Annotated in this window: 24 protein-coding genes; 11 read left to right on the top strand and 13 right to left on the bottom strand. The window is 67.6% G+C overall.

Annotated features, from left to right (window positions below):
• Positions 1-23: 23 nt before the first annotated feature.
• Positions 24-563: a DUF4396 domain-containing protein gene (locus BJ987_RS00760; RefSeq protein ID WP_209883714.1), complete on the top strand. Its 540-nt coding sequence runs from the start codon at positions 24-26 to the stop codon at positions 561-563.
• Positions 564-649: 86 nt separating this feature from the next.
• The gene (locus tag BJ987_RS00755) at positions 650-1,555 is read left to right on the top strand and encodes a phenylalanine 4-monooxygenase (protein ID WP_209883712.1); all 906 of its coding nucleotides are present in this window, start codon (positions 650-652) and stop codon (positions 1,553-1,555) included.
• A 60-nt stretch (positions 1,556-1,615) separates the two neighbouring features.
• On the opposite strand, the gene BJ987_RS00750 is transcribed toward BJ987_RS00755, so the two are convergent.
• From BJ987_RS00750 to sdhC, 4 genes are all read right to left on the bottom strand, one after another.
• A complete protein-coding gene (locus BJ987_RS00750) occupies positions 1,616-2,386 on the bottom strand; it encodes a succinate dehydrogenase iron-sulfur subunit (protein ID WP_209883710.1) in 771 nt (256 codons plus the stop codon).
• Positions 2,386-4,152, bottom strand: coding sequence for a succinate dehydrogenase flavoprotein subunit (gene sdhA / locus BJ987_RS00745; protein ID WP_209883708.1), 1,767 nt, complete (start codon positions 4,150-4,152; stop codon positions 2,386-2,388). Before sdhA ends, BJ987_RS00750 begins: the two co-directional genes overlap by 1 nt.
• A gap of 94 nt (positions 4,153-4,246) precedes the next feature.
• Positions 4,247-4,678 (bottom strand): succinate dehydrogenase hydrophobic membrane anchor subunit, encoded by a 432-nt coding sequence (locus BJ987_RS00740; protein WP_209883706.1) that lies wholly within the window; start codon positions 4,676-4,678, stop codon positions 4,247-4,249.
• A 1-nt stretch (position 4,679) separates the two neighbouring features.
• On the bottom strand, positions 4,680-5,078 hold the full coding sequence (gene sdhC / locus BJ987_RS00735; protein WP_209883704.1) for a succinate dehydrogenase, cytochrome b556 subunit: 399 nt from the start codon (positions 5,076-5,078) through the stop codon (positions 4,680-4,682).
• 292 nt (positions 5,079-5,370) lie between these two features.
• Here sdhC and BJ987_RS00730 point away from each other — a divergent pair, with 292 nt between their 5' ends.
• The gene (locus BJ987_RS00730) at positions 5,371-5,772 is read left to right on the top strand and encodes a cytidine deaminase (RefSeq protein WP_209883702.1); all 402 of its coding nucleotides are present in this window, start codon (positions 5,371-5,373) and stop codon (positions 5,770-5,772) included.
• A 65-nt stretch (positions 5,773-5,837) separates the two neighbouring features.
• Here BJ987_RS00730 and BJ987_RS00725 read toward each other — a convergent pair whose 3' ends face one another.
• Positions 5,838-6,077 (bottom strand): hypothetical protein, encoded by a 240-nt coding sequence (locus BJ987_RS00725; protein WP_209883700.1) that lies wholly within the window; start codon positions 6,075-6,077, stop codon positions 5,838-5,840.
• Positions 6,078-6,177: 100 nt separating this feature from the next.
• Here BJ987_RS00725 and BJ987_RS00720 point away from each other — a divergent pair, with 100 nt between their 5' ends.
• The 3 genes from BJ987_RS00720 (at position 6,178) to BJ987_RS00710 (ending at position 9,323) form a co-directional block, all read left to right on the top strand.
• Positions 6,178-7,467 carry a thymidine phosphorylase gene (locus BJ987_RS00720; protein ID WP_209883698.1) on the top strand — a complete coding sequence of 430 codons (1,290 nt, stop codon included), beginning with the start codon at positions 6,178-6,180 and terminating at the stop codon, positions 7,465-7,467.
• An 85-nt stretch (positions 7,468-7,552) separates the two neighbouring features.
• Positions 7,553-8,650 (top strand): adenosine deaminase, encoded by a 1,098-nt coding sequence (locus BJ987_RS00715; RefSeq protein ID WP_209883696.1) that lies wholly within the window; start codon positions 7,553-7,555, stop codon positions 8,648-8,650.
• Between the two features lie 16 nt (positions 8,651-8,666).
• Complete coding sequence (locus BJ987_RS00710; protein ID WP_209883694.1) at positions 8,667-9,323, top strand: hypothetical protein; 657 nt, start codon at positions 8,667-8,669, stop codon at positions 9,321-9,323.
• A gap of 51 nt (positions 9,324-9,374) precedes the next feature.
• Here the strand turns inward: BJ987_RS00710 and BJ987_RS00705 are convergent, their stop codons facing one another.
• From BJ987_RS00705 to BJ987_RS00685, 5 genes are read right to left on the bottom strand one after another with little or no spacing between them, the layout of a single operon-like run.
• Positions 9,375-10,640 (bottom strand): SatS C-terminal domain-containing protein, encoded by a 1,266-nt coding sequence (locus tag BJ987_RS00705; RefSeq protein ID WP_209883692.1) that lies wholly within the window; start codon positions 10,638-10,640, stop codon positions 9,375-9,377.
• A 26-nt stretch (positions 10,641-10,666) separates the two neighbouring features.
• A complete protein-coding gene (locus tag BJ987_RS00700; protein WP_209883690.1) occupies positions 10,667-11,014 on the bottom strand; it encodes a YbaB/EbfC family nucleoid-associated protein in 348 nt (115 codons plus the stop codon).
• A gap of 34 nt (positions 11,015-11,048) precedes the next feature.
• On the bottom strand, positions 11,049-11,393 hold the full coding sequence (locus tag BJ987_RS00695; RefSeq protein ID WP_209883688.1) for a hypothetical protein: 345 nt from the start codon (positions 11,391-11,393) through the stop codon (positions 11,049-11,051).
• A complete protein-coding gene (locus tag BJ987_RS00690) occupies positions 11,390-12,526 on the bottom strand; it encodes a C40 family peptidase (protein WP_209883686.1) in 1,137 nt (378 codons plus the stop codon). Before BJ987_RS00690 ends, BJ987_RS00695 begins: the two co-directional genes overlap by 4 nt.
• 4 nt (positions 12,527-12,530) lie before the next feature.
• Positions 12,531-12,851: a hypothetical protein gene (locus BJ987_RS00685; protein WP_209883684.1), complete on the bottom strand. Its 321-nt coding sequence runs from the start codon at positions 12,849-12,851 to the stop codon at positions 12,531-12,533.
• A gap of 160 nt (positions 12,852-13,011) precedes the next feature.
• On the opposite strand from BJ987_RS00685, the gene upp reads away from it, so the two are divergent.
• Positions 13,012-13,635 (top strand): uracil phosphoribosyltransferase, encoded by a 624-nt coding sequence (gene upp / locus BJ987_RS00680; RefSeq protein WP_209883682.1) that lies wholly within the window; start codon positions 13,012-13,014, stop codon positions 13,633-13,635.
• Positions 13,636-13,637: 2 nt separating this feature from the next.
• Here the strand turns inward: upp and BJ987_RS00675 are convergent, their stop codons facing one another.
• Together BJ987_RS00675 and BJ987_RS00670 are read right to left on the bottom strand one after the other, a co-directional pair.
• Entirely contained in the window at positions 13,638-15,137 is a 1,500-nt protein-coding gene (locus BJ987_RS00675; RefSeq protein WP_209883680.1) for a phospho-sugar mutase, read from the bottom strand.
• Positions 15,138-15,917, bottom strand: a complete 780-nt coding sequence (locus tag BJ987_RS00670) for a purine-nucleoside phosphorylase (protein ID WP_209883678.1) — start codon at positions 15,915-15,917, stop codon at positions 15,138-15,140.
• Positions 15,918-16,031: 114 nt separating this feature from the next.
• Here BJ987_RS00670 and BJ987_RS00665 point away from each other — a divergent pair, with 114 nt between their 5' ends.
• From BJ987_RS00665 to BJ987_RS00655, 3 genes are all read left to right on the top strand, one after another.
• Complete coding sequence (locus BJ987_RS00665; protein ID WP_209883676.1) at positions 16,032-16,736, top strand: enoyl-CoA hydratase-related protein; 705 nt, start codon at positions 16,032-16,034, stop codon at positions 16,734-16,736.
• A gap of 69 nt (positions 16,737-16,805) precedes the next feature.
• Positions 16,806-18,044 carry a M20 family metallopeptidase gene (locus tag BJ987_RS00660; protein ID WP_209883674.1) on the top strand — a complete coding sequence of 413 codons (1,239 nt, stop codon included), beginning with the start codon at positions 16,806-16,808 and terminating at the stop codon, positions 18,042-18,044.
• 53 nt (positions 18,045-18,097) lie between these two features.
• Positions 18,098-19,330, top strand: coding sequence for a M20 family metallopeptidase (locus BJ987_RS00655; protein ID WP_245366338.1), 1,233 nt, complete (start codon positions 18,098-18,100; stop codon positions 19,328-19,330).
• 68 nt (positions 19,331-19,398) lie between these two features.
• Here the strand turns inward: BJ987_RS00655 and BJ987_RS00650 are convergent, their stop codons facing one another.
• A complete protein-coding gene (locus BJ987_RS00650) occupies positions 19,399-19,875 on the bottom strand; it encodes a gamma-glutamylcyclotransferase family protein (protein WP_209883672.1) in 477 nt (158 codons plus the stop codon).
• A gap of 172 nt (positions 19,876-20,047) precedes the next feature.
• Between BJ987_RS00650 and BJ987_RS00645 the strand changes: the two genes are divergently transcribed.
• Complete coding sequence (locus BJ987_RS00645) at positions 20,048-21,451, top strand: NAD(P)H-quinone dehydrogenase (protein ID WP_209883670.1); 1,404 nt, start codon at positions 20,048-20,050, stop codon at positions 21,449-21,451.
• The last annotated feature ends 154 nt before the right edge of the window (positions 21,452-21,605 follow it).

Here is a 21,605-nt window from a genome sequence, read left to right as displayed (position 1 = left end):
CCTAGGGGGGTATAGTTCCCGGCATGGATCACGAGCACGGGAGCCCTGCCGAGCACGGCCATCACGCCGAGCACGCGCATTCCGACCACGCCGGACACGACCACGCCGCGCACGCTACGCAGCACGGCTCGGCCAGCTGGCAAATGGCCGCGCAAGCGACTTTGCACTGTCTCACCGGCTGCGCCATCGGCGAGGTGCTGGGCATGGTGATCGGCACCGCGCTGAATTGGAACAACACCGCCACCATGGCGCTGGCCATCGTCTTGGCCTTCGTCTTCGGCTACGCGCTGACCATGCGCGGTGTGATGAAGGCGGGCGTGGCGTTCGGCGCGGCCTTGTCGATCGCGCTGGCGGCCGACACCGTCTCGATCACCGTGATGGAGATCGTCGACAACGCGATGCTGCTGCTGATTCCGGGCGCTATGCACGCGGGCCTCGGTGACCTGCTCTTCTGGGGTTCGCTCGCGCTGGCCTTCGCGGTCGCGTTCGTCATCACCACGCCGGTCAACAAATGGTTGATCGGCCGCGGCAAGGGCCATGCGGTGGTGCACGCCTACCACTGACCAGCCGGCAGCGCGTTTCCTAGACAGTTTGCCCACCTGGACGCGCTTTCGTTGTCGCGACGGTCGGGCGGTGCTTGCCTTGAGGCATGTTCACCGAAGCTCAGCTGTACTCCCCCGTGACCCGCAGCGGCGACGGCGATGTGACGGTGCACCTCAGCGACGAACATCCCGGTGTCGGCGATCCCGACTACCGTGCCCGTCGCAACGCCATCGCCGCGCTGGCGCTCGAGTACGCACCCGGAAAACCGCTGCCCCGCATCGCCTACACCGAAGAAGAACAACAGGTGTGGCGGACCGTCTCCTACGAACTCGCGCGCAAGCACGAGATCTACGCCTGCCAGGAGGTGCGCGACGCCGCCGCCAGGTTGGACCTGCCCGACGACCACATCCCGCAACTGGACGAAGTCTCCGCGAAACTGTTCCCGCTCAGCGGTTTCCACTACGTACCCGCCGCCGGTTTGGTGCCGCTGCGCGAGTTCTTCGGTTCCTTCGCGGACCGGATCTTCCACTCCACCCAGTACATCCGGCATCACTCCGCCCCGCTCTACACCCCGGAGCCGGATGCCATCCACGAGATCGTCGGGCACGCCAACCAGATCGCCAGCCCCCGTTTCGCGGCCATCTACCAAACCGTCGGCGAAGCCGTGAACCGGCTGACCACCGACAGAGCCCTGAAATTCCTCGCCGACGTCTTCTGGTTCTCCATGGAATTCGGCGTAGTCCGCGAACACGGCGAAGTCCGCTGCTACGGCGCCGGCCTACTCTCCTCCTTCGGCGAGATCACCGAATTCCGAGACGCCGACCTGCGCCCCCTCGACGTAATCGAAATGGGCACCGCCACTTACGACATCACGCACTACCAGCCGATTCTCTATTGCGCGGAATCGATTTCGGAGATCGAAGACGTGGTCGGCGAGTTCTTCGCCACCATGGACGACGAGACACCGCTGCGCGCCGAACGCGGCCGCTCGAAAGTCGCTGGGGCTCAATAGCTTCCAATGACAAAGGCCGCCCGGTTCCGAAGAAGCGGGCGGCCTTTGGACCTTGAGGGCCTAGCGCGTGAACAGCAGGGCGCGCTTGACTTCCTGGATGGCCTTGGTGACCTCGATGCCGCGGGGGCAGGCGTCGGTGCAGTTGAAGGTGGTGCGGCAGCGCCAGACGCCTTCGACGTCGTTGAGGATGTCCAGGCGTTCGCGGGCGCCCTCGTCACGGCTGTCGAAGATGAAGCGGTGTGCGTTCACGATCGCGGCCGGGCCGAAGTAGCTGCCGTCGCTCCAGTACACGGGGCAGGAGGTGGTGCAGCAGGCGCACAGGATGCACTTGGTGGTGTCGTCGAACCGGGCGCGGTCGGCCTGGCTCTGGATGCGTTCGCGGGTGGGCTCGTTACCCGAGGTCATCAGGTAGGGCTTCACCGCGCGGAACGCGTCGAAGAACGGCTCCATGTTCACCACGAGGTCCTTCTCCACGGGCAGGCCGCGGATCGGCTCGACCGAGATGGTGAGGGACTTGCCGTTCTTGGGCAGCATGTCCTTCATCAGGACCTTGCAGGCCAGCCGGTTCACACCGTTGATCCGCATGGCGTCCGAACCGCATACGCCGTGCGCGCAGGAGCGACGGAAGGTGAGCGTGCCGTCCAAGTAGGACTTGATGTAGATGAGCACGTTCAGGAAACGGTCGGTCGGCAGGACCGGCACCTGGAAGGACTCCCAGTGCGCGCCCTTGTCGTCCTCCGGGTTGAACCGCGCCACCTTGACGGTGACCATGACCGAGCCCTCGGGAACCGGCGCGGGCTTCTGCGTGGTGGGTTCCGCTACAGCAGTCATCAGTACTTACGCTCCATCGGCTCGTAACGGGTCTGCACCACCGGCTTGTAATCGAGCCGGATGTCGGAGATCAGATCCGAACCGGTCTTGTAGGCCATGGTGTGGCGCATGTAGTTGGTGTCGTCGCGGTCCGGGTAGTCCTCGCGGGCGTGGCCGCCGCGCGATTCCTTGCGGTTGAGCGCGCCGACCACGGTGACCTCGGCCAGCTCCAGCAGGAAGCCCAGCTCGACGGCTTCGAGCAGGTCGCTGTTGTAGCGCTTGCCCTTGTCCTGCACCGTGATCCGGGAGTACCGCTCCTTGAGCGCGTGGATATCGGTCAGCGCCTGCTTGAGGGTGTCCTCGGTGCGGAACACGGCGGCGTTCATATCCATCGTGTACTGCAACTCGGTGCGGATGTCGGCGACACGCTCGTTGCCGTGATCGGACAGGATCAGCGCCAGCCAGTCCTGCACCATCCGGGCCGGATTCTCCGGCATCTCGACGAACTCGGTGCGCAGCGCGTACTCCGCAGCGGCGATACCCGCGCGGCGGCCGAACACGTTGATGTCGAGCAGCGAGTTGGTGCCGAGGCGGTTGGAGCCGTGCACCGAGACGCACGCGCACTCGCCGGCGGCGTACAGACCGGGCACCACGTCGGTGTTGTTGCGCAGCACCTCGCCGCGGATCCGGGTCGGGATGCCGCCCATCACGTAGTGGCAGGTCGGCATGACCGGCACCAGCTCGTGCACCGGGTCCACACCCAGGTAGGTGCGGGCGAATTCGGTGATGTCGGGGAGCTTCTCCTCCAGCACGTCCTCGCCGAGGTGGGTCACGTCGATGTAGACGTAGTCCTTGTTCGGTCCGGCGCCGCGGCCTTCCAGCACCTCGAGCACCATCGAGCGGGCGACGATGTCACGCGGCGCGAGGTCCTTGATGGTGGGGGCGTAGCGCTCCATAAAACGTTCGCCGGAGGCGTTGCGCAGGATGCCACCTTCGCCGCGGACCGCCTCGGAGATGAGGATGCCCAGACCGGCCAGACCTGTCGGATGGAACTGGTGGAACTCCATGTCCTCCAGCGGCAGACCCTTGCGGAAGACGATGGCCATGCCGTCACCGGTGAGGGTGTGGGCATTGGAGGTGGTCTTGTACATGCGACCCGAGCCGCCGGTGGCGAACACGATCGACTTCGCGTGGAAGACGTGGATGTCGCCGGTGGCCAGCTCGTAGGCGACCACACCGGTGGCCACGGGGCCGCGGTCGGTGTCGGTCATCACCAGGTCGAGCACGTAGAACTCGTTGAAGAACTCCACGTCGTGCTTGACGCAGTTCTGGTACAGCGTCTGCAGGATCATGTGGCCGGTGCGGTCGGCGGCGTAACAGGCCCGGCGGACCGGGGCCTTGCCGTGGTCGCGGGTGTGGCCGCCGAAGCGCCGCTGGTCGATCTTGCCTTCGGGGGTGCGGTTGAACGGCAGACCCATCTTCTCCAGGTCCATCACCGCGTCGATGGCCTCCTTGGCCATGATCTCCGCGGCGTCCTGGTCGACCAGGTAGTCACCACCCTTGACGGTGTCGAAGGTGTGCCATTCCCAGTTGTCCTCTTCGACGTTCGCCAGCGCGGCGCACATGCCGCCCTGAGCCGCGCCGGTGTGGCTGCGGGTCGGGTACAGCTTGGTCAGAACAGCCGTCCGGGCACGCGGGCCTGCTTCGATCGCCGCGCGCATGCCGGCGCCACCGGCACCGACGATCACGACGTCGTAGCGATGCTCCTGAATGCGGGAATCACTCATGCCTGCGCCTCGCTTCGCTCGGCTCCGGCATAAGCGAAGCACGCTGTGTCATTGATTCGTTCGCTGCGCTCACTCATCGCGAGTTCGCCTGTTCCTAACTGATGTTGGGGTCGAAGGTGAAGATGACGTAGGTGCCGACGCCCATGATCAGGATCAGGGACACCGCCAGCGCGGTCTTCAGCCAGAAGCGGGTGGAGTCTTTGCGCGAGTAATCGTCGATGACGGTGCGCAGGCCGTTGCCGCCGTGCAGCTGAGCCAGCCACAGCATGGTGAGGTCCCAGATCTGCCAGAACGGCGAGGACCAGCGGCCCGCCACGAAGGCGAAGTTGAGGCGCTTCACGCCGCCGTCGAGCAGCAGCATGATCGTCATGTGGCCGAGCACGAGGATGATCAGCAGCAGGCCGGAGAAGCGCATGAACAGCCACGCGTACTTCTCGAAGTTGTTGTTGGAGCGGGCTCGCGGCGAGCGCGGCAGGTCCAGGCTCGCGGGGCGGTCGTAAGACTTGCCGATGACGGGGGCGCTCATCTCAGTGCTCCGTAAAGAGGTAGAAGAACATGCGGCCGATGGCGGGGATGGCCAGCAGGGCCCAGACCGCGAGGATGAACCACAGCATCACCTTCTGGTACTTCGGGCCCTTGGCCCAGAAGTCGACCAGGATCACGCGAACGCCGTTGAGCGCGTGAAAGAGGACGCAGACCACGAGGCCCATTTCCATGAGCGCGACGAGCGGGTTCTTGTAGGTCTCGATGGCCTGGTCGTAGGTATCGGGGCTGACCCGGACCAGTGCGGTGTCCAAGACGTGCACGAAGAGGAAGAAGAAGATGGTGACACCGGTGATCCGGTGCAGCGCCCAGGACCACATGCCCGGGTCGCCTCGATACAGCGTCTTCCGCTTCGGCTGGGCCGGAGCTTCTATCGTGGTCATAGAGTGCGGTGCCTCCAACGTCGTTGATGGACCCGGTCACAGGCCGTGATTCCGACTGCGGGAGGGGCGAAATGCCCAGGTGGGCGCGCTTTGTTCCTGAAGCGCTGGCCCGCCGCCGGGAACCTGAACCGATCTGTTGTGGACTCTAATCCTCTACTTATGCCGGAACTAATTCGGCGTGCCGTGCGTTGCGCTACATTGAGGCGACTTAGGTTTACCTCATTCAATGCGTAAAGGGGTGCGCCGCGGCCCTCGCGCGGGCTCGCCCGGCCCGGTGAACGGAGGGTTTCCGATGCCGGAAATCGACTGGAATGTCCTGCGTGACAATGCAATTCAAGTAATGCGCAATGCCTATGCGCCGTACTCGCGGTTTCCGGTCGGGGCTGCGGCTCTCAGCTCGGATGGCCGAATTGTGAGCGGTTGCAATGTGGAAAATGTCTCATATGGATTGGGCCTCTGCGCCGAATGCGTACTCATCGGTAACCTCCATTCCGGCGGCGGGGGACGTCTGCTCGCCCTCTCGGTCACCGATTCCCGCGGCGAAATCTTGATGCCCTGCGGACGCTGCCGCCAGCTCCTCTACGAACACGGCGGCCCCGGCCTGATGGTCGACCACAAGGCCGGGCCCAAGCCCCTGCGTGAGCTACTGCCCGACGCCTTCGGTCCGGACGACCTGGACGCCGGGCAAGTGTGAACGTCTCGGTGACCAGATGCCTCCGCCGCGAGGGCAGCTTCGATCTCTCCAGCGGTGAACCGGCCTCAGCAGTCTTCTTCGAGTTCGGCGTCGATTTCCTCGTCGGTGGCCGCCGTTAGCTGGGTGATCTCGGTGGCCGGGACTCCGGCGACTTGCAGCAGGCGGGCGAAACTCTTCTCCAAGACGATCTCGACACCGGTCAGCCGGCGTTTCAGGTCGTAGATGGACGCACTGTGGCTGTTCTCGATGTCCGTGACGCGTTCCTCGAGCTTCGTGAAGCGACGGTCGATACCGGCAGCTGTCATGATCAAACCCCCCAAGCCTCCGAATGAATGATGCCCAAAGGCTATCGGAGGGCACCGACAAGAACCAGTGCCTGCGCGCTTCCCGTGCCAGACTGGCCGGATGGCGGCGCTGGATGCGGTTTCGATCATTACCACCAAGCGGGACGGCGGGGAGCTCTCCGACACCCAGATCGATTGGGTGGTGGACGCTTTCACCAAGGGCGAGGTCGCCGACGAGCAGATGAGCGCGCTGGCGATGGCGATCGTGTGGCGGGGGATGACGCGTCGGGAGACGGCACGGTGGACGGCCGCGATGATCGCCTCCGGCAGCCGGATGGACTTCACCGATCTGCCGCGGCCGACGGTCGACAAGCATTCCACGGGCGGGGTGGGGGACAAGATCACGTTGCCGCTGGCGCCGCTGGTGGCGGCGTGCGGGGCCGCGGTACCGCAGCTGTCGGGCCGCGGGCTCGGGCACACCGGCGGCACCCTGGACAAGCTGGAGTCGATTCCCGGCTGGCGGGCCGACGTCCCGGTCGCGCGGATGCGGGAGATCCTGACGGATCCGGCGATCGGCGCGGTGGTGTGCGCGGCGGGTGCCGATCTGGCCCCGGCCGACAAACGCCTCTACGCGTTGCGCGACGTCACCGGGACTGTGGAGTCGATTCCGCTGATCGCCAGCTCGATCATGAGCAAGAAGATCGCGGAGGGCACGGCGGCGCTGGTGCTCGATGTGAAGGTCGGCGCGGGCGCGTTCATGAAGTCGCTCGCGGACGCGCGTGAATTGGCCACGGCCATGGTGGAACTGGGTACCGACTCCGGTGTCCGCACGGTGGCCTTGCTGACCTCGATGGATACTCCGCTGGGGCGCACCGCGGGCAACGCGCTCGAGGTCGCCGAGTCGGTCGAGGTGCTCGCGGGCGGGGGTCCGGCCGACATCGTCGAACTGACCCTCGCGCTGGCGCGAGAAATGGTGGCGCTGGCCGGTCTGGATGTCGATCCCGCCGAGGTCCTCGCCGACGGCCGGGCGATGGACCAGTGGCGCGCGATGATCGCGGCACAGGGCGGCGATCCGGACGCACCGCTCCCGGCCGCGAAGCACACCGAAACCGTTCGGGCGCAACGTGCCGGCGTGCTCACCCGGCTCGACGCGATGGGCATCGGCCTGGCCGCGTGGCGACTCGGGGCGGGCCGCGCCCGGCAGGATGACCCGGTCCAGTTCGGCGCGGGGGTGGAAATGCATGCCAAACCGGGTGATTCCGTCACCGCCGGGCAACCGTTGCTCACCCTGCACACCGATACCCCCGAGGCGTTTGCGGGAGCGCTGGCCGCCGCCTCGGCCGCGTTCGACATCGGCGCCGCCGAGGAGAAGCCCGCGACGGCGTTGATCCTCGACCGCGTCGCCCGCTGAGGAGAGCACAATCACATGGCCCGATGATGTGACGACCTCCACGAACCGGGGTGCCGGGACGCGAATCTGGGGCTAGCGTGGGTACATGACAGGACCGATGCCTTTGACGCTTGCCTCGATCCGCCAAGCTCCCAAGGCGCTGCTGCACGATCACCTCGACGGTGGTCTGCGGCCCGCGACCGTGCTGGAGCTCGCCGCCGATTGCGGTTACGACCAACTACCCGCCGATGATGCCGTCACCCTCGGCAATTGGTTCCGCAACGCCGCCAACAGCGGGTCGCTGGAACGGTATCTGGAAACCTTCGACCACACCGTCGCCGTCATGCAGACCCCCGAGGGCTTGCGCCGGGTCGCTCGCGAGTGCGCCCAGGACCTCGCCGCCGACGGCGTGGTCTACGCCGAGGTGCGCTTCGCTCCCGAGCAACATCTCGAGCAGGGCCTGACCCTGGACGAAGTGGTGGAACACACCCTCGCCGGTTTCCGCGAAGGCGAGGCGCTCGCCGCGCAGGATGGCCGCCCGATCGTGGTGACCTGCCTGCTCACCGCGATGCGGCACGCGGCGCGCTCGCGGGAGATCGCCGAGCTCACCGTGCGCTGGCGCGATCGCGGCGTCGGCGGGTTCGACATCGCCGGCGCCGAAGCGGGTTATCCGCCCAGCCGGCACCTGGACGCCTTCGAATACATGCGGGCCAACAGCGCCTACTTCACGATCCACGCCGGTGAGGCGTTCGGCCTGCCGTCGATCCACGAGGCGCTGGCGTTCTGCGGCTGCGACCGACTCGGCCACGGTGTCCGCATCACCGACGACATCACGGTGCCGGGCGGGATCGAAGACGCCCAGCTGGGCTTGGTCGCGAAGTACGTGCGGGACAAGCGCATACCGCTGGAGCTGTGCCCGTCGTCGAACGTGCAGACCGGCGCGGTGCCCTCGATCGACAAGCATCCGTTCGACTTGCTCGCGCGGCTGCGCTTCCGGGTCACCGTCAACACCGACAACCGCCTCATGAGTGACACCAGCATGAGCCAGGAGATGCTGAAGCTGGTGGCGGCCTTCGACTACGGCTGGTCGGATCTGGAGCGTTTCACCATCAACGCGATGAAGTCGGCGTTCATCCCGTTCCCGGAGCGGCTGCGCATCATCGACGACATCATCAAGCCCGGCTACGCCGTCCTGCTCGGTTGATCCAGCGTCGAGGCTCATGACGGTTTTACGGGTTTCGCGTCGCTTCAACGGGCCGCCGGGCTCCGGAAACGGTGGTTACGTCGGCGGCCTGCTGGCTGAGCTGCACGCGGCGGACGTGGTGACAGTGGTGCTGCGGAACAAGCCACCGTTGGAGACGCCGCTGCTGGTTCGGGACGGCGCACTGCTCGACGGCGCCACCCTGATCGCCGAATCGCGTCCCGGTGGCTTCGAACGTGATGCGCCGCAGCCGATTCCGTACGGGACGGCCGAGGCGGCGTCGAGTTCCTATCGGGCCAACGAGATGTTCGCGTACTGTTTCGTCTGCGGCAGCGCCCGCACGGACGGGCTGCGGATCGAGGCCGGGCCGGTCGGGGACGGGCTGGTGGCCGCGCCTTGGTCGCCCGACGACACCCTGCCCATCGACACCGCCCTGCTGTGGGCCGCCATGGATTGCCCCGGCGGCTGGTCGCTGGCGGGCATGTTCGAACGCCCGGCGCTGCTCGGCTCGATGACCGCGGCCGTGTTCGACCTGCCCGTGGTCGGGGAGAAATGCGTCGTCGTCGGAAAGAACCACGGCGATCAGGGCCGGAAGTCGTTCGCGGCCACCGCCGTTTACGGTGCGGACGATCGTCTGCTCGGCCGTGCCGAACAGATCTGGATCCGCCTCGGCTGACACGACAGAGCCCGGCCCCCGAAACGTCGGGAGCCGGGCTCGTCGGATGAGTTACTTCTGCGGGTCGAGCCGTGACTCGAAGTTGCGCTCCAGCTCCCGCCACGCCTTCGACTCCGCGTCGAACGGCGGGCTCGGCGCCATCCGGGTCGGATCCGGATTGAGCAGGTAGGACACATACCAGCCCAGCGGCGTCGACACCGCCAGCGCCTGCTCGACCGCGTCGTCCTCGGCGTAATCGGAAGCGTCGGTGAACAATTCCACCGCCAGCTCGAGCTGTTCCAGATCCACCGCGTCCGGGCCCTCGCCCAGATCCTCACTCAGACCAGGCAGCACATAGACGTTCTCGTCGGTGACCTCGACCTCGAGCGAACCGTCCACCGCCGCGGTCTGCACGTCGGTGTAGGTGCTGACCCGGGCCAGATCGTGCTCGTGATCGTCGGCCAGGTAGCGCGCCAGGGCCCGCTCCGAACCGAATACCGTGATGGTGCCGTCTTTACCGAGGAAGATCGGCTCGTCGTCGAGGTAGCAGCGCAGCGTGAAGTAGGTGCCCTCGGAGGTGACGATCTTGACCGGGTCGATGCCGACCTCGTGCCAGAACGAGTCGTCCACCTCGTCCTCGTCGTCTTCGTCCTCGTCGTCCTTGGTCAGGTCGACGGTTTCGAATTCCTCTTCTTCCTCGCTGTCGGCCGCGTCATCGGCGTCGACGATGTTCTCCTCGGCGGCGAGCAGCTCCGCCTCGGCGACCGCGAGCGCCTCCTTGTCCACGGCGGGAACGGACACCACCGAGTCGACGGCGTCGAGGACGTTGTCCCAGTCCTTGACGATGGCGGCGCCGATCTGATCCCAGATCTCCTCGCCCTCGCGATCGGCGAAGAAGCTCGCCCCGGCGGCCAGCGCGCCGAGCGCCGGATGCGAGCCGAAGAACTTGGTGACGACATCCAGCTCGCACACCTCACCGATGTTGCGCACCATCGACAGGGTGTCCTCGAGCTCGGCGACGGTGTCCACGTCGGGATCACCGGCGGCCAGCTCCGGCACCGCGACCAGATCGTAGGTGTGCGCGTCCTCAGGCTCCAGTTCGGCCGCCGACAGACCGGCGACGACCTTCCACGCGGGATGGTCGACAAGGTCGTTGTCGGAGTCCGTCCGGATGAACGCGGCCAGCTCCGCGACCGACTCGAAACCGTACAGCGAATCCTCGTGTCCGAGGAACGCCTCCCACTCGTCGTCACCGTCTCGCCAGCGCGGTGCCCACAGTGTGACGAGATCGCCGTCGGTCAGGCCGAGCTCGATCGGGACGATGTCTCCAGAAGCCATGAGCGGAAGCCTAACGACTCGCCGTGTCAGGCACTATCTCGACCGCCCCCAACGACCCCCGGAGTGGCCTCCGCGGCGGGTGCGAACGACTCGTTCAGTGCGGCAATGACGTTCGAGCGCTGCCCGCCCGCGTCCTCCGCGGCCTGCCGGCAGGCCCAGATGATGAGCTGGCTGACCTCGGCGGGCGCCATCGAGGTGACCGTTTCCGACAGCCGCAGCCCGATGAGCGCGCCGTCGCTGTCCACGGTGACGCTGACCGCGCCGTCCTCGGTGGTGAACTCCCCGCGCACCTGCTTGAGGCCGTACAGCGCGGCCTCCAGGGCTTCCAGCTTCGCCGTCGCGTTGGCGACCAGCGCGTCCATCTCCGCACTCATGCCCGCGCCTCGCTGCCGCCGCTGTTTCGTTCGCTCATACCGGCCTCATCCAGCTCGTGGGACCCGTGTCCTCGTCATCCATCCGGTCCAGTTCGTCGACCGCCTGCTGCCGGGTGGGCAAGCCGAGCTTGTCCAGCACCTCGGGGGACATGCCCGCCTCGGTCAGCACCTCGCGGCGGCGGGCCCGGGCGGCGACAGCGGAGCGCTTGGTCAGGCGCAGGATCTCGGCCGCGAGAGCCTGTGCGCCATAACGGTATTCGCTGCGCTCGAACTTGATCTCGACCGGCATGCCCTGGTCGGTGGCGCGCACCGCGATGGTGCCGGACCGATTCTGGCTGGCCGCCACCGTGACGTTCGGGATTTCCTGCGGTTGCGTCATTCGGTAGGCCTATAGAAGCCGTAGAACTCCATACCCACGTTCTCCGTTCGAATGGAACTGACCGAGACCGGATCACCGGCCTCTACGAGTTGCCCGTTGCCGATGACCATGGCGACGTGTCCGTCCCACACGGCCAAGTCGCCTGGTTGCAGGTCGCCGGGCGAGACCTGCTGGTGTCCGATGTGCTGTTCCTGGGCCAGGCGCGGTAGTTCCACGCCGGCCTCGCCGTAGGCCCATTTGGTGAGGCCGGAACAGTCGATACCGCTGTTCGGGTCGTTGCCGCCCCACACGTACGGCGTGCCGACGGCGGTCAGGGCCGAGGTGACGGCCTTGGCGGCCTTCTCGTTCGGCGCCTCCACCACGCTGCCGTCCGGCAGGGTGATCTTCACGCCGCCGTTCTCTGTCTTCTCGGTCTTGACCTCGCCGGTGTTCTGCTTGGCTGTCGAGGTGTTCGAGCTGCTCGGCGTCGATGTGGCGGTCTTCGTCGACGAGCCCTTGGTGGCGCTGCTCAGCAGCGAGGCGCCCGTGCTGAGCGCGGTGTTGGCGAGGCCGCCGGTGCCGCCGGTCAGGCTGTCCAGCGCGGACTTCGCGGTGCTGAGCAGGTTGGCATTGGTCGACGCGGGCGCGGTGGACGGTGCCGGCGTCAGCTCCTTCATGCTCGCGGTGGAGGTGTTCAGCTCGGTCTGGGTCTTGTTGACCACGGCGATGCCCTGATTGAGGTGCTCGATCGCCGTGCTCACCAGTGCCGTCACGCCGACCGGGGTGGTGAGGGTGGGCAGCAGGCTGGTCGCGTTGCTGACGAAGGACTGAACGACGGTGTCGAGTTCCTTCTGCCCCGTCTCCACCTGTGCCGCAGCCTGATTGACCACGGTGGCCATCTCGGTCAGCAGATCGGAGGTCTGGGCGGAGGAGGTCTGGACCCGCAGCGCCTTGGCCGTGGCCGCGTCGGCGGTAGTGCCGTCCAGCGCGGTGTTCAGCTGGTTGATGCTGTTCTTGCCGAGCAGATGCAGCTGCTCCAGCGCCGAGGACGCCGAAGTCAGTGCGTCGGACGGACCGCCGGACGGGATGACGCCGGAACCGAAGCTGGAGAGCAGGCTGATCAGCGGCTGGGCCAGCAGATTGATGTCGATCACCGGATCACCCGTCCAGATCGGGAGTCTTGAATGCCGCCGCTGTGCCCAGATCCTGCTCGGTGATCGCGGCGGCCGCGGTCCCCGTGGCGAGCCCCATGCTGGACAGCACGGCCGAGAGCTGTGCGATGGTGGCGACCTGCCCGGCGTGCGCCGCGGAATAGGCCGCCATGAAATCGCCGCCGATCAACCCCATGATCGGACCGAGGAGCGCGGGATTCCCACCTGCCGCGCTCGTGGCCGCGGCGGCCATCTCGGTGGCCATCACCTCGGCGGTCGCGCTGTAAGTGGCGATGCCCTCGGCGTCGGCCGAAAAGTTACGTGCCATTAGTGCTTCCCCCATCCGTTTGTTCCCAGGCAGAGTACGTCATCCACTTAGTTCGACGCGCGGCCTTGGGATTCGGTTCCAGCCGGTCGAAAAAAACTTCTCGATGACCCCGCCCGATGAACGCTCGCGTCGAGCTCCGCTACGACCTTATCGTTTCGGCATGCGTACGCACACCGTGGAGCACCCACTCGCCGCCGCCTTACTGACCACTTTGCGCGACGCGCGGACACCCAACGCGGCCTTCCGCGCCGCCCTGCGCGATCTGACCCGGATCTTGGTCTACGAGGCGCTGCGGGAGGCCCCGGTCACCCGATTCGAGATCTCCACTCCGGTGGCGTTCACCGAGGGTGTGCGGCTCGCGCGACCGCCGTTGCTGGTGCCGGTGCTGCGGGCCGGGCTGGGCATGATCGACGTGGCGGTGGAGATGATTCCCGATGCCCGGGTCGGGTTCGTCGGCATCGCCCGCGACGAGGACACCCACCAGCCGGTTCCGTATATGCAGTCGCTGCCCGAGGATCTGTCCGGGCTGCCGGTGTACGTGCTCGACCCGATGCTGGCCACGGGCGGTTCGATGCGGCACACCCTGGAATTGCTCGCCGCGCGCGGCGCCACCGACATCACCGCGGTTTGTGTCGTCGCCGCACCGGAAGGCATTGCCACACTGGCGGATTCGGGTTTGCCGGTGCGTCTGGTGACCGCCGTGGTCGACCAGGGTCTGAACGAGAACGCCTACATCGTCCCGGGTCTCGGCGACGCGGGCGACCGTCAATTCGGCCCCCGCTGAGCTCAAACCGACAGATTCTGGGTGAACCTCTGGAGCTGTGCCAGCCGTTGCGCGGCGGCCGTCTTCGCCGCGGCGAGGGCGGCGCGGTCCGGAACCGGCTGCACCACCTCCAGGTAGCACTTGAGTTTCGGTTCGGTGCCGGACGGCCGGACCACGATCCGGAAATCGGCGCCCTCGAAAACCAGGGCGTCGGTGCGCATCCGGCCCCGGGCCTGGAGCAGATCGGTGTATTTCACCGGCGCACCCGCGATCTCGCCGGGCGGTGCGGTGCGCAGTCGATTCACCACCGCCGCGGCAGCGGTCGCGTCGGCCAGGCGCAGTGCGACCTGCGCGCCCGCGTGCAGGCCGAATTCCAGGGCGTAATCGTCGAGTTCGTCCTGCGGCGTGCGCCCCCGCGCCTTCAGGCGTGCGACCAGGTCGGCGGCGACCACGGCGGCGGAGATGCCGTCCTTGTCGCGCACCGCGGCCGGGTCGACGCAGTGCCCGATCGCTTCCTCGTAGGCGTAGACCAGGCCGTTCCCGGCGCGGGCCAGCCATTTGAAGCCGGTGAGCGTTTCCGCGTAGCGCGCGCCGCGGGCGGGCGCCAGCTTGGACAGCAGCCGCGACGAGACGAGGGTGGTGGCGACAAGTGCGTCCGGCGCCGCGGTGCGCAAGACGCAATCGGCAAGCAGCACACCGGTTTCGTCTCCGCGCAGCATCCGCCAACCGGCGGAGCCCCGGACGCCGACGGCGCACCGGTCCGCATCCGGGTCGAGCGCGATCGCCACGTCCGCGTCGACCTGCTCGGCAAGCTCGAGCAGCAGGTCGGTGGCGCCTGGCTCCTCCGGATTCGGGAAGGCGACGGTGGGGAAATCCGGGTCCGGCTCGAACTGCTCGGCCACCACGTGCACATCGGTGAAACCCGCGGCGGCGAGGGCTCGCACCGCGATCGCGCCACCGACGCCGTGCAGCGCGGTGAGGGCGATCCGGATGCCGGCGCGGGTCCCGGTCCCGCCGATCAACTCGCGTAGCCGCCCGACCCGGTCGAGGTAGCGCCGCACCAGATCGTCGTCGGCGGGTACCACGGGCAGCCGGTCGATCGGCCCGCTGACCGCTTCGATGCAGCGTTCGATCTCGGCGTCGGCCGGTGCGATCAACTGCGAACCGCCGTCCAGGTACACCTTGTACCCGTTGTCGGCGGGCGGGTTGTGCGAGGCGGTGATCTGCACACCGCACACCGCACCCAGTTCACGCACCGCGTACGCGACCACCGGCGTCGGCACCGGCTCGGGCAGCAGCAGCACCGGAAACCCGGCCGCGGCAAAGATTTCCGCGGTCGCGGTGGCGAATTCGGCGGAGCCGTGCCGGGCGTCGCGCCCGACCACCACCGTGCCGCCGCCCAGACAGCGCCCGCGCAACCAGACACACAGGCCCGCGGTGGCCCGTGACACCGTGTCCACGTTCATGCCGTCCGGGCCGTCGCGTAGCGGCCCGCGCAGACCGGCCGTGCCGAAACGCAGCATCTACAGCCGCTCCAGCACGCCGCGCATCAGTTTGCCCAGTCGCGGTGCGGCGGCCTGACCCTCGGCCAGCACCTCGGCGTGCGACAGGTGCGCGCCGGAAATCCCGGCGGCCAGATTGGTGACCAGCGAGATGCCGAGCACCCGTGCGCCGAGCGCCCGGCAGGCGATGGCCTCCAAAACCGTGGACATACCGACCAGATCGGCGCCCATGGTGCGCAGCATCCGGATCTCGGCCGGGGTTTCGTACTGCGGTCCGGTCAGGCCCGCGTACACGCCCTCGGTCAGGCTCGGATCGACTTCGCGTGCCAGCGCCCGCAATCGGGGATCCCACGCGTCGACCAGATCGACGAAGGTGGCCCCGGTCAACGGCGTACGCCCGGTGAGGTTCAGGTGATCGCTGATCAGCACCGGCTCACCGACCTCGAGGCCCGCGCGAATGCCTCCCGCGGCGTTGGTGAGCAGCACGATCTCCGCGCCCGCCGCGATCGCGGCCGCCACCGGGTGCACCACTTCGGCCGGCTGATAGCCCTCGTACAAATGCTGGCGGCCCATCAGCAGCAGCACCGATTTGTCGTGCATGGGCACCGAGTGCACCATCCCGACATGGCCTTGCGCGCTGGGCGTTCCGAATCCGGGCAGCTCCGGCATCGGCACCGACGCGGCGGGTGCGCCGATTTCCGCGGCCGCCTCCTGCCAGCCCGATCCGAGCACCACCGCGACCCGGTGACGTTCGACTCCAGTACGTTCGGCGATCGCCTGAGCGGCCTCTTGGGCAAGCATGAAACTCACGATAGTCCGGCCGGCTCGCCCGCGTCCGTTCTGGTCCGCCGGCACCGCCCGCGAACTTGCTACCCGCGAGTAGGGGAGCGGCGCGCGCCGGGATACGCTGCACGCATGCCGTACCTGGAACGTGAAGGTGATGTGTTCGTCCTGTACCTCGGCACCGAGGGCCAGACAGACAACGAGAACCGCTTCCACCCGGACTGGATCGATCAGGTGCACGCTCTGCTCGACGCGGTCGAGGCGTCGGAGGGCCCGGCCGCGCTGGTCACCACTGCGACGGGCAAGTTCTTCAGCAATGGCCTCGATACCGATTGGCTGTTCGGCAATCTGGACCGGATGCACTGGTACCTGGACCGCGTGCACTCGATCTATACCCGGCTGCTGACCTTCCCGATGGCGACCGTCGCCGCGCTCAACGGCCACGCCTTCGGGGCGGGCGCGATGCTCGCCACCTCCTGCGACTTCCGGGTGATGCGCGCCGATCGCGGCTTCTGGTGCCTGCCCGAGGTGAATCTGGGCATGCCCTTCACCATCGGCATGAACTCGCTGCTGACCGAGCGCCTGACCAATCAGGTCTGCGTGCTGGCCATGACCACCGGTCACCGCTTCCCCGCCGATCAGGCCATCGCCGCGGGCATCGTCGACGACAAGGCCGATGCGGAGGCATTGCTGAGCACGGCTGTCGCGCGGGCCGCGGCACTGGCCGGCAACCGCAAGCCGAACCTGCCGGTGATCAAGCGCGCGTTGCACGCCAAGGCTCTCGACGGCCTCGCCGTCCGGACCACCCCCGAGAACCTGGCGTTCGCCGCCGGATAACTCTCGGTCCGACCCAGGGCCCGGCCCGCGCCAGCGCCCGATTTGCACACCAGTGCGACACTGTGTTCCATGCCACCACCGCGCAGCGGTCATCCTGAGTCGCCCGGCGAGCCGCACGCCGGGCGTTCGGCGGGCGGCACGCGAGCCGATGCGGCGATCGAGACGGCCGCGAGCCGGTTGATCGAGCTTTCGCACAGCATCCACGCCGAGCCGGAACTGGCGTTCGAAGAACACCGCAGCGTCGCCAAGACCATCGAGCCATTGGCCGAACGCGGATTCGAGGTGCGAACCGGCGTCGCCGAGCTGCCCACCGCGTTCCGCGCCAGTTACGGCAGCGGCGAGCTGACGGTCGCGCTCTGCGCCGAATACGACGCCCTCCCGGGACTGGGACACGCCTGCGGCCACAACATCATCGCCGCGGCCTCGGTCGGCGCCGCGCTCGGTCTCGCGGAACTGGCGGACGAGCTCGGGCTGACCGTTGTGGTCTTGGGCACGCCCGCCGAGGAGAGCGGCGGCGGCAAGGTGCTGATGCTGGACCGCGGCGTCTTCGACGACGTCGCGATGGCGATGATGGTGCACCCCGGTCCCCGGGATATCGCGGGCGCGCACTCGCTGGCCCTGGCCGATATCGAGGTGGTGTTCCACGGCGTGGAGGCGCACGCCAGCGCCGCCCCCGAATTGGGCCGCAACGCCGGTGACGCCGTTACCGTCGCGCAGGTAGCGATCGGTTTGCTACGGCAGCACATCCGGCCGGGTCAGCAACTTCACGGTATAGTCGGCGACGGTGGCGTAGCCCCGAACATCGTGCCCGGACGTGCGGAACTGCTGTATTACCTACGCGCAGTCGACTCCGCATCCCTCGAAGAATTGATGCGACGCGCGTCGGATTGCTTCGAGGCGGGCGCCCTCGCGACCGGCTGCACCCACGAAATCCGGACGCTGGCACCGACATATACCGAGCTGACGCCCGACCCGGCACTACTGTGTGCCTATCGCGAGCAGATCGCCGACCTGGGCCGGGTACCGATCGCACCGGAATTCGAGGCGCAGCGACCGCTCGGCAGCACGGATATGGGCAATGTCACCAACGTCATTCCGGGCATCCACCCGGTTATCGGCATCGATGCCGATGGGGCGGTGACGCATCAGCCCGGTTTCGCCGCGGCGAGTGTCAATGCCTCGGCGGATCGCGCGGTGGTCGACGGTGCGGTCGCACTCGCGCGTACCGCTATCGCGATAGCTCGCGATGACGTACAGAGAGACAGGTTGTTGCAACGACTGGTTCAACGACAGGAGGATTTTCGGTGAGTAAGACCGGCGGTTCTAGCCCGGCGACGGGAACCGCGGCGGCCCACGAGGCAATGGTGCCCGACGTGGATGCCGCGGCAGCGTTGCTACGCACGAAGGGGCCGCGCGCCGTCATCGACACCGTGGCCGCGGGCCGCGCCGCCGTGGAAGCCTGGCTGGCCGAGCACGCGGTCGATCTGGTCCAGTGGCGCAGACACATTCACGCCAACCCGGAATTGTCGCGTACCGAGTTCGGCACCACCGAGTTCATCTCCTCCTGGCTCACCAAAGCGGGGCTCAACCCGCAGAAGATGCCCGGCGGCACCGGCCTGATCTGTGATATCGGCCCCGCCGACGGCCCCCGCATCGGCCTGCGCGCCGATATGGACGCGTTGCCGTTGCAGGAGTTCACCGGGCTGTCCTTCGCCTCCACCGTCCCGGGTGTCTCGCACGCCTGCGGCCACGACGCGCACACCACCATCCTGCTCGGCACCGCCCTGGCGCTGTCGGAGATGAATCTGCCGGTGGGCGTCCGTTTCGTCTTCCAGCCCGCCGAGGAAGTCATGCCGGGCGGTGCGATCGACATGGTCGCGGCCGGTGCGATGGAGGGCGTGGACCGGATCTTCGCGCTGCACTGCGATCCGCGCCTGGAAGTGGGCCGGGTCGGTATCCGGGTCGGCGCCATCACCTCCGCCGCCGACACCGTCGAACTGGTGCTGGATTCGCCGGGCGGGCACACGTCGCGCCCGCACCTGACCAGCGATCTGGTCTATGCGATCGGCACCGTCATCACCGGCCTGCCCGGTCTGCTCAGCCGCCGCATCGATCCGCGCACCAGCACGGTGATGGTGTGGGGCGCGGTGTCGGCGGGCAAGGCGCCCAACGCGATTCCGCAGACCGGCATGCTCACCGGCACGGTGCGCACCGGCGATCACGCGACCTGGTCGTTGCTGGAGCCGATGGTGCACGAGATCGTCGACGGTCTGCTCGCGCCGACGGGCGTGCGGTATCAGCTCAATTACCGCCGTGGCGTGCCGCCGGTGGTCAACGACGAGCAGTCCACCCGGATGTTCGAATCCGCGATCCGCGCACTCGGCCCGGACGCGCTGGCCGACACCATGCAGTCCGGTGGCGGTGAGGACTTCTCCTGGTATCTGGAGGAGGTGCCGGGCGCGATGGCGCGCCTGGGCGTCTGGTCCGGCCACGGCGAGCAGCTGGATCTGCACCAGCCGACCTTCGATATCGACGAGCGCGCGCTGTCGGTCGGCGTGCGGGTGCTCAGCAACATCGTCCTGCAGGCGGGCTAGACCCCCTTGACACGGCGAAGGCCGCCTCCCTGATCAGGGAGGCGGCCTTCGGTGGTTCGAAGTAGTGCTCAGCCGAAGGTGCCCGGCCCGACGTTTTTGCTGTTGCGCGTGCGCAGCGAGTGCACGTAATCCTCGGGCGCACCGGCCTTCTCGGCCGCGTCGGCGATCACCCCGAGGTAGCGGGCCGACGGCAGACCGCCCTCGTACGCGTCCAGCACGTACAGCCATGCCAGCGTGGTTTCGGCGTTGTTGTTGGGATTGCGGGTGACGCGCAAGCGAATCTTCTTGTGGATCCCGAAATCGGAACCCTCCCAGCGATCGAGGCTCTGCTCGTCCTCCGGGGACACGTCGTAGAGCACGACGAACACCCGGGATCCCGGGTCCTCGACGACCGTCGCCAGCGGCCCTTCCCAGCCGATATCGTCGCCGGCGAAAGTGAGCCGCCAGCCCTCCAACCAGCCCGTTCCGGACATGGGGGAGTGCGGACAGCGCTCGAGCATCTGGGACGAGTCCATGTTCGACCCGTAAGCGGCGTAGATCGGCACGTAGCAAAGGGTAGCCAATAATGGAGCCTTACCGCCCGTATCCGGCCCAGACTGTGTTTTTTCCCGCGCGGGGCGCGGCGTGTTGGGGCCTGCAAGGTTGCCGGACGCTCGCCGGATAACGTTGTAGGGTCAGCGCCGGAGATCCCGGTCGACAGCTCGAGCGGAGGTACCCATGACCCGCATTGCCATCATCGGTGGCGGCCCGGCCGGTTACGAGGCGGCGCTGGTGGCGTCCGCGCACGGCGCGTCGGTCACCGTGATCGATTCCGACGGCATCGGTGGCGCGTGCGTGCTGTGGGACTGTGTGCCCTCCAAGACTTTCATCGCCTCCACCGGCGTGCGCACGTCGCTGCGCCGCGCCAAGGATCTGGGCATCACGCTGGATCCGAGCCAGGCCACCGTGGACATGCCCGAGGTGAACGCCCGCGTGAAGGCGCTGGCGCTGGCCCAGTCCGCCGATATCCGTTCGAAGCTGCAGGCCGCCGGGGTGTCGGTGCTGCAGGGCACCGGCGAGATCCTGGAGGCCGGTGGCCCGCTGGCCGCGCACCGGGTGCTGGCCAAGTTGGCCACCGGAACCGAGCAGATCATCGAAGCCGAGGTGGTGCTGATCGCGACCGGCGCCAGCCCGCGCGTGCTGCCCGGCGCCGAACCCGACGGTGAGCGCATTCTGAACTGGCGTCAGCTCTACGACCTGCAGGAGCTGCCGGAGACCCTGGTGGTGGTCGGTTCCGGCGTCACCGGTGCGGAGTTCGTCTCGGCGTACACCGAGATGGGTGTGCAGGTGAAGCTGGTGTCCAGCCGCGACCGGGTGCTGCCGGGCGAGGACGCCGACGCGGCGCTGGTGCTGGAAGACGCGCTGGCCGAGCGTGGCGTCGAGTTGGTCAAGCACGCGCGCGCCGACGCGGTGGAGCGCACCGCCGACGGCATCGTGGTGAAGCTGTCGGACGGGCGCACGGTCACCGGTTCGCACGCGCTGATGACGGTCGGCTCGACCCCCAACACCGGCGGTCTCGGCATCGAGCGCGTCGGCATCGAACTCGATCGCGGCGGTTACCTTCGGGTGGACCGGGTTTCGCGCACCACGGTGCCCGGCATCTACGCCGCGGGCGACTGCACCGGCCTGCTGCCGCTGGCCTCGGTGGCCGCCATGCAGGGCCGGATCGCGATGTACCACGCGCTCGGTGAGGGCGTGGTGCCGATCCGGCTGAAAACCGTCGCTTCCGCGGTGTTCACCCGTCCCGAAATCGCGACCGTCGGCGTCAGCCAGACCGCGATCGACAACGGCGAGGTCCCGGCGCGCACGGTGATGCTGCCGCTGAACACCAACCCGCGGGCCAAGATGTCCGGGCTGCGAAGGGGTTTCGTCAAGATCTTCTGCCGTCCGGCGACCGGTGTGGTCATCGGTGGCGTGGTGGTCGCGCCCATCGCCTCGGAGTTGATCCTGCCGATCGCGCTCGCGGTACAGAACAATCTGACGGTGAACGACCTGGCCCAGACCTTCTCCGTGTACCCCTCGCTGACCGGCTCGGTCACCGAAGCCGCACGCCAGCTCATGCGCCACGACGACTTGGATTAACACTCTCTTGAGGTAACCCGCGGCACATTACCCAGTGTGGTTGGCGCCGGGCGGTTTTCGTCGCGTTGCCTATACCACGAACTTGTGGTTGACTCCCCGCAGAGATGCGATCGGCGGGCGGTCGCGTAGTTGCTGTTGCGGGGGAGCAAGTCCT

The organism is Nocardia goodfellowii, assembly GCF_017875645.1.
In the GTDB taxonomy this organism is placed as follows: Bacteria; Actinomycetota; Actinomycetes; order Mycobacteriales; family Mycobacteriaceae; genus Nocardia; species Nocardia goodfellowii.
The sequence above is the reverse complement of the archived record's forward strand: the minus strand, read 5'-3'. Positions and strand labels throughout refer to the sequence as shown.

Bases quoted from the DNA above. Each gene is read 5' to 3' on its own strand.
- BJ987_RS00760 (WP_209883714.1), top strand. From the start codon at position 24: ATGGATCACGAGCACGGGAGCCCTGCCGAGCACGGCCATCACGCCGAG.
- BJ987_RS00755 (WP_209883712.1), top strand. From the start codon at position 650: ATGTTCACCGAAGCTCAGCTGTACTCCCCCGTGACCCGCAGCGGCGAC.
- BJ987_RS00750 (WP_209883710.1), bottom strand. From the start codon at position 2,386: ATGACTGCTGTAGCGGAACCCACCACGCAGAAGCCCGCGCCGGTTCCC.
- sdhA (WP_209883708.1), bottom strand. From the start codon at position 4,152: ATGAGTGATTCCCGCATTCAGGAGCATCGCTACGACGTCGTGATCGTC.
- BJ987_RS00740 (WP_209883706.1), bottom strand. From the start codon at position 4,678: ATGAGCGCCCCCGTCATCGGCAAGTCTTACGACCGCCCCGCGAGCCTG.
- sdhC (WP_209883704.1), bottom strand. From the start codon at position 5,078: ATGACCACGATAGAAGCTCCGGCCCAGCCGAAGCGGAAGACGCTGTAT.
- BJ987_RS00730 (WP_209883702.1), top strand. From the start codon at position 5,371: ATGCCGGAAATCGACTGGAATGTCCTGCGTGACAATGCAATTCAAGTA.
- BJ987_RS00725 (WP_209883700.1), bottom strand. From the start codon at position 6,077: ATGACAGCTGCCGGTATCGACCGTCGCTTCACGAAGCTCGAGGAACGC.
- BJ987_RS00720 (WP_209883698.1), top strand. From the start codon at position 6,178: ATGGCGGCGCTGGATGCGGTTTCGATCATTACCACCAAGCGGGACGGC.
- BJ987_RS00715 (WP_209883696.1), top strand. From the start codon at position 7,553: ATGACAGGACCGATGCCTTTGACGCTTGCCTCGATCCGCCAAGCTCCC.
- BJ987_RS00710 (WP_209883694.1), top strand. From the start codon at position 8,667: ATGACGGTTTTACGGGTTTCGCGTCGCTTCAACGGGCCGCCGGGCTCC.
- BJ987_RS00705 (WP_209883692.1), bottom strand. From the start codon at position 10,640: ATGGCTTCTGGAGACATCGTCCCGATCGAGCTCGGCCTGACCGACGGC.
- BJ987_RS00700 (WP_209883690.1), bottom strand. From the start codon at position 11,014: ATGAGTGCGGAGATGGACGCGCTGGTCGCCAACGCGACGGCGAAGCTG.
- BJ987_RS00695 (WP_209883688.1), bottom strand. From the start codon at position 11,393: ATGACGCAACCGCAGGAAATCCCGAACGTCACGGTGGCGGCCAGCCAG.
- BJ987_RS00685 (WP_209883684.1), bottom strand. From the start codon at position 12,851: ATGGCACGTAACTTTTCGGCCGACGCCGAGGGCATCGCCACTTACAGC.
- upp (WP_209883682.1), top strand. From the start codon at position 13,012: ATGCGTACGCACACCGTGGAGCACCCACTCGCCGCCGCCTTACTGACC.
- BJ987_RS00675 (WP_209883680.1), bottom strand. From the start codon at position 15,137: ATGCTGCGTTTCGGCACGGCCGGTCTGCGCGGGCCGCTACGCGACGGC.
- BJ987_RS00670 (WP_209883678.1), bottom strand. From the start codon at position 15,917: ATGCTTGCCCAAGAGGCCGCTCAGGCGATCGCCGAACGTACTGGAGTC.
- BJ987_RS00665 (WP_209883676.1), top strand. From the start codon at position 16,032: ATGCCGTACCTGGAACGTGAAGGTGATGTGTTCGTCCTGTACCTCGGC.
- BJ987_RS00660 (WP_209883674.1), top strand. From the start codon at position 16,806: ATGCCACCACCGCGCAGCGGTCATCCTGAGTCGCCCGGCGAGCCGCAC.
- BJ987_RS00655 (WP_245366338.1), top strand. From the start codon at position 18,098: ATGGTGCCCGACGTGGATGCCGCGGCAGCGTTGCTACGCACGAAGGGG.
- BJ987_RS00645 (WP_209883670.1), top strand. From the start codon at position 20,048: ATGACCCGCATTGCCATCATCGGTGGCGGCCCGGCCGGTTACGAGGCG.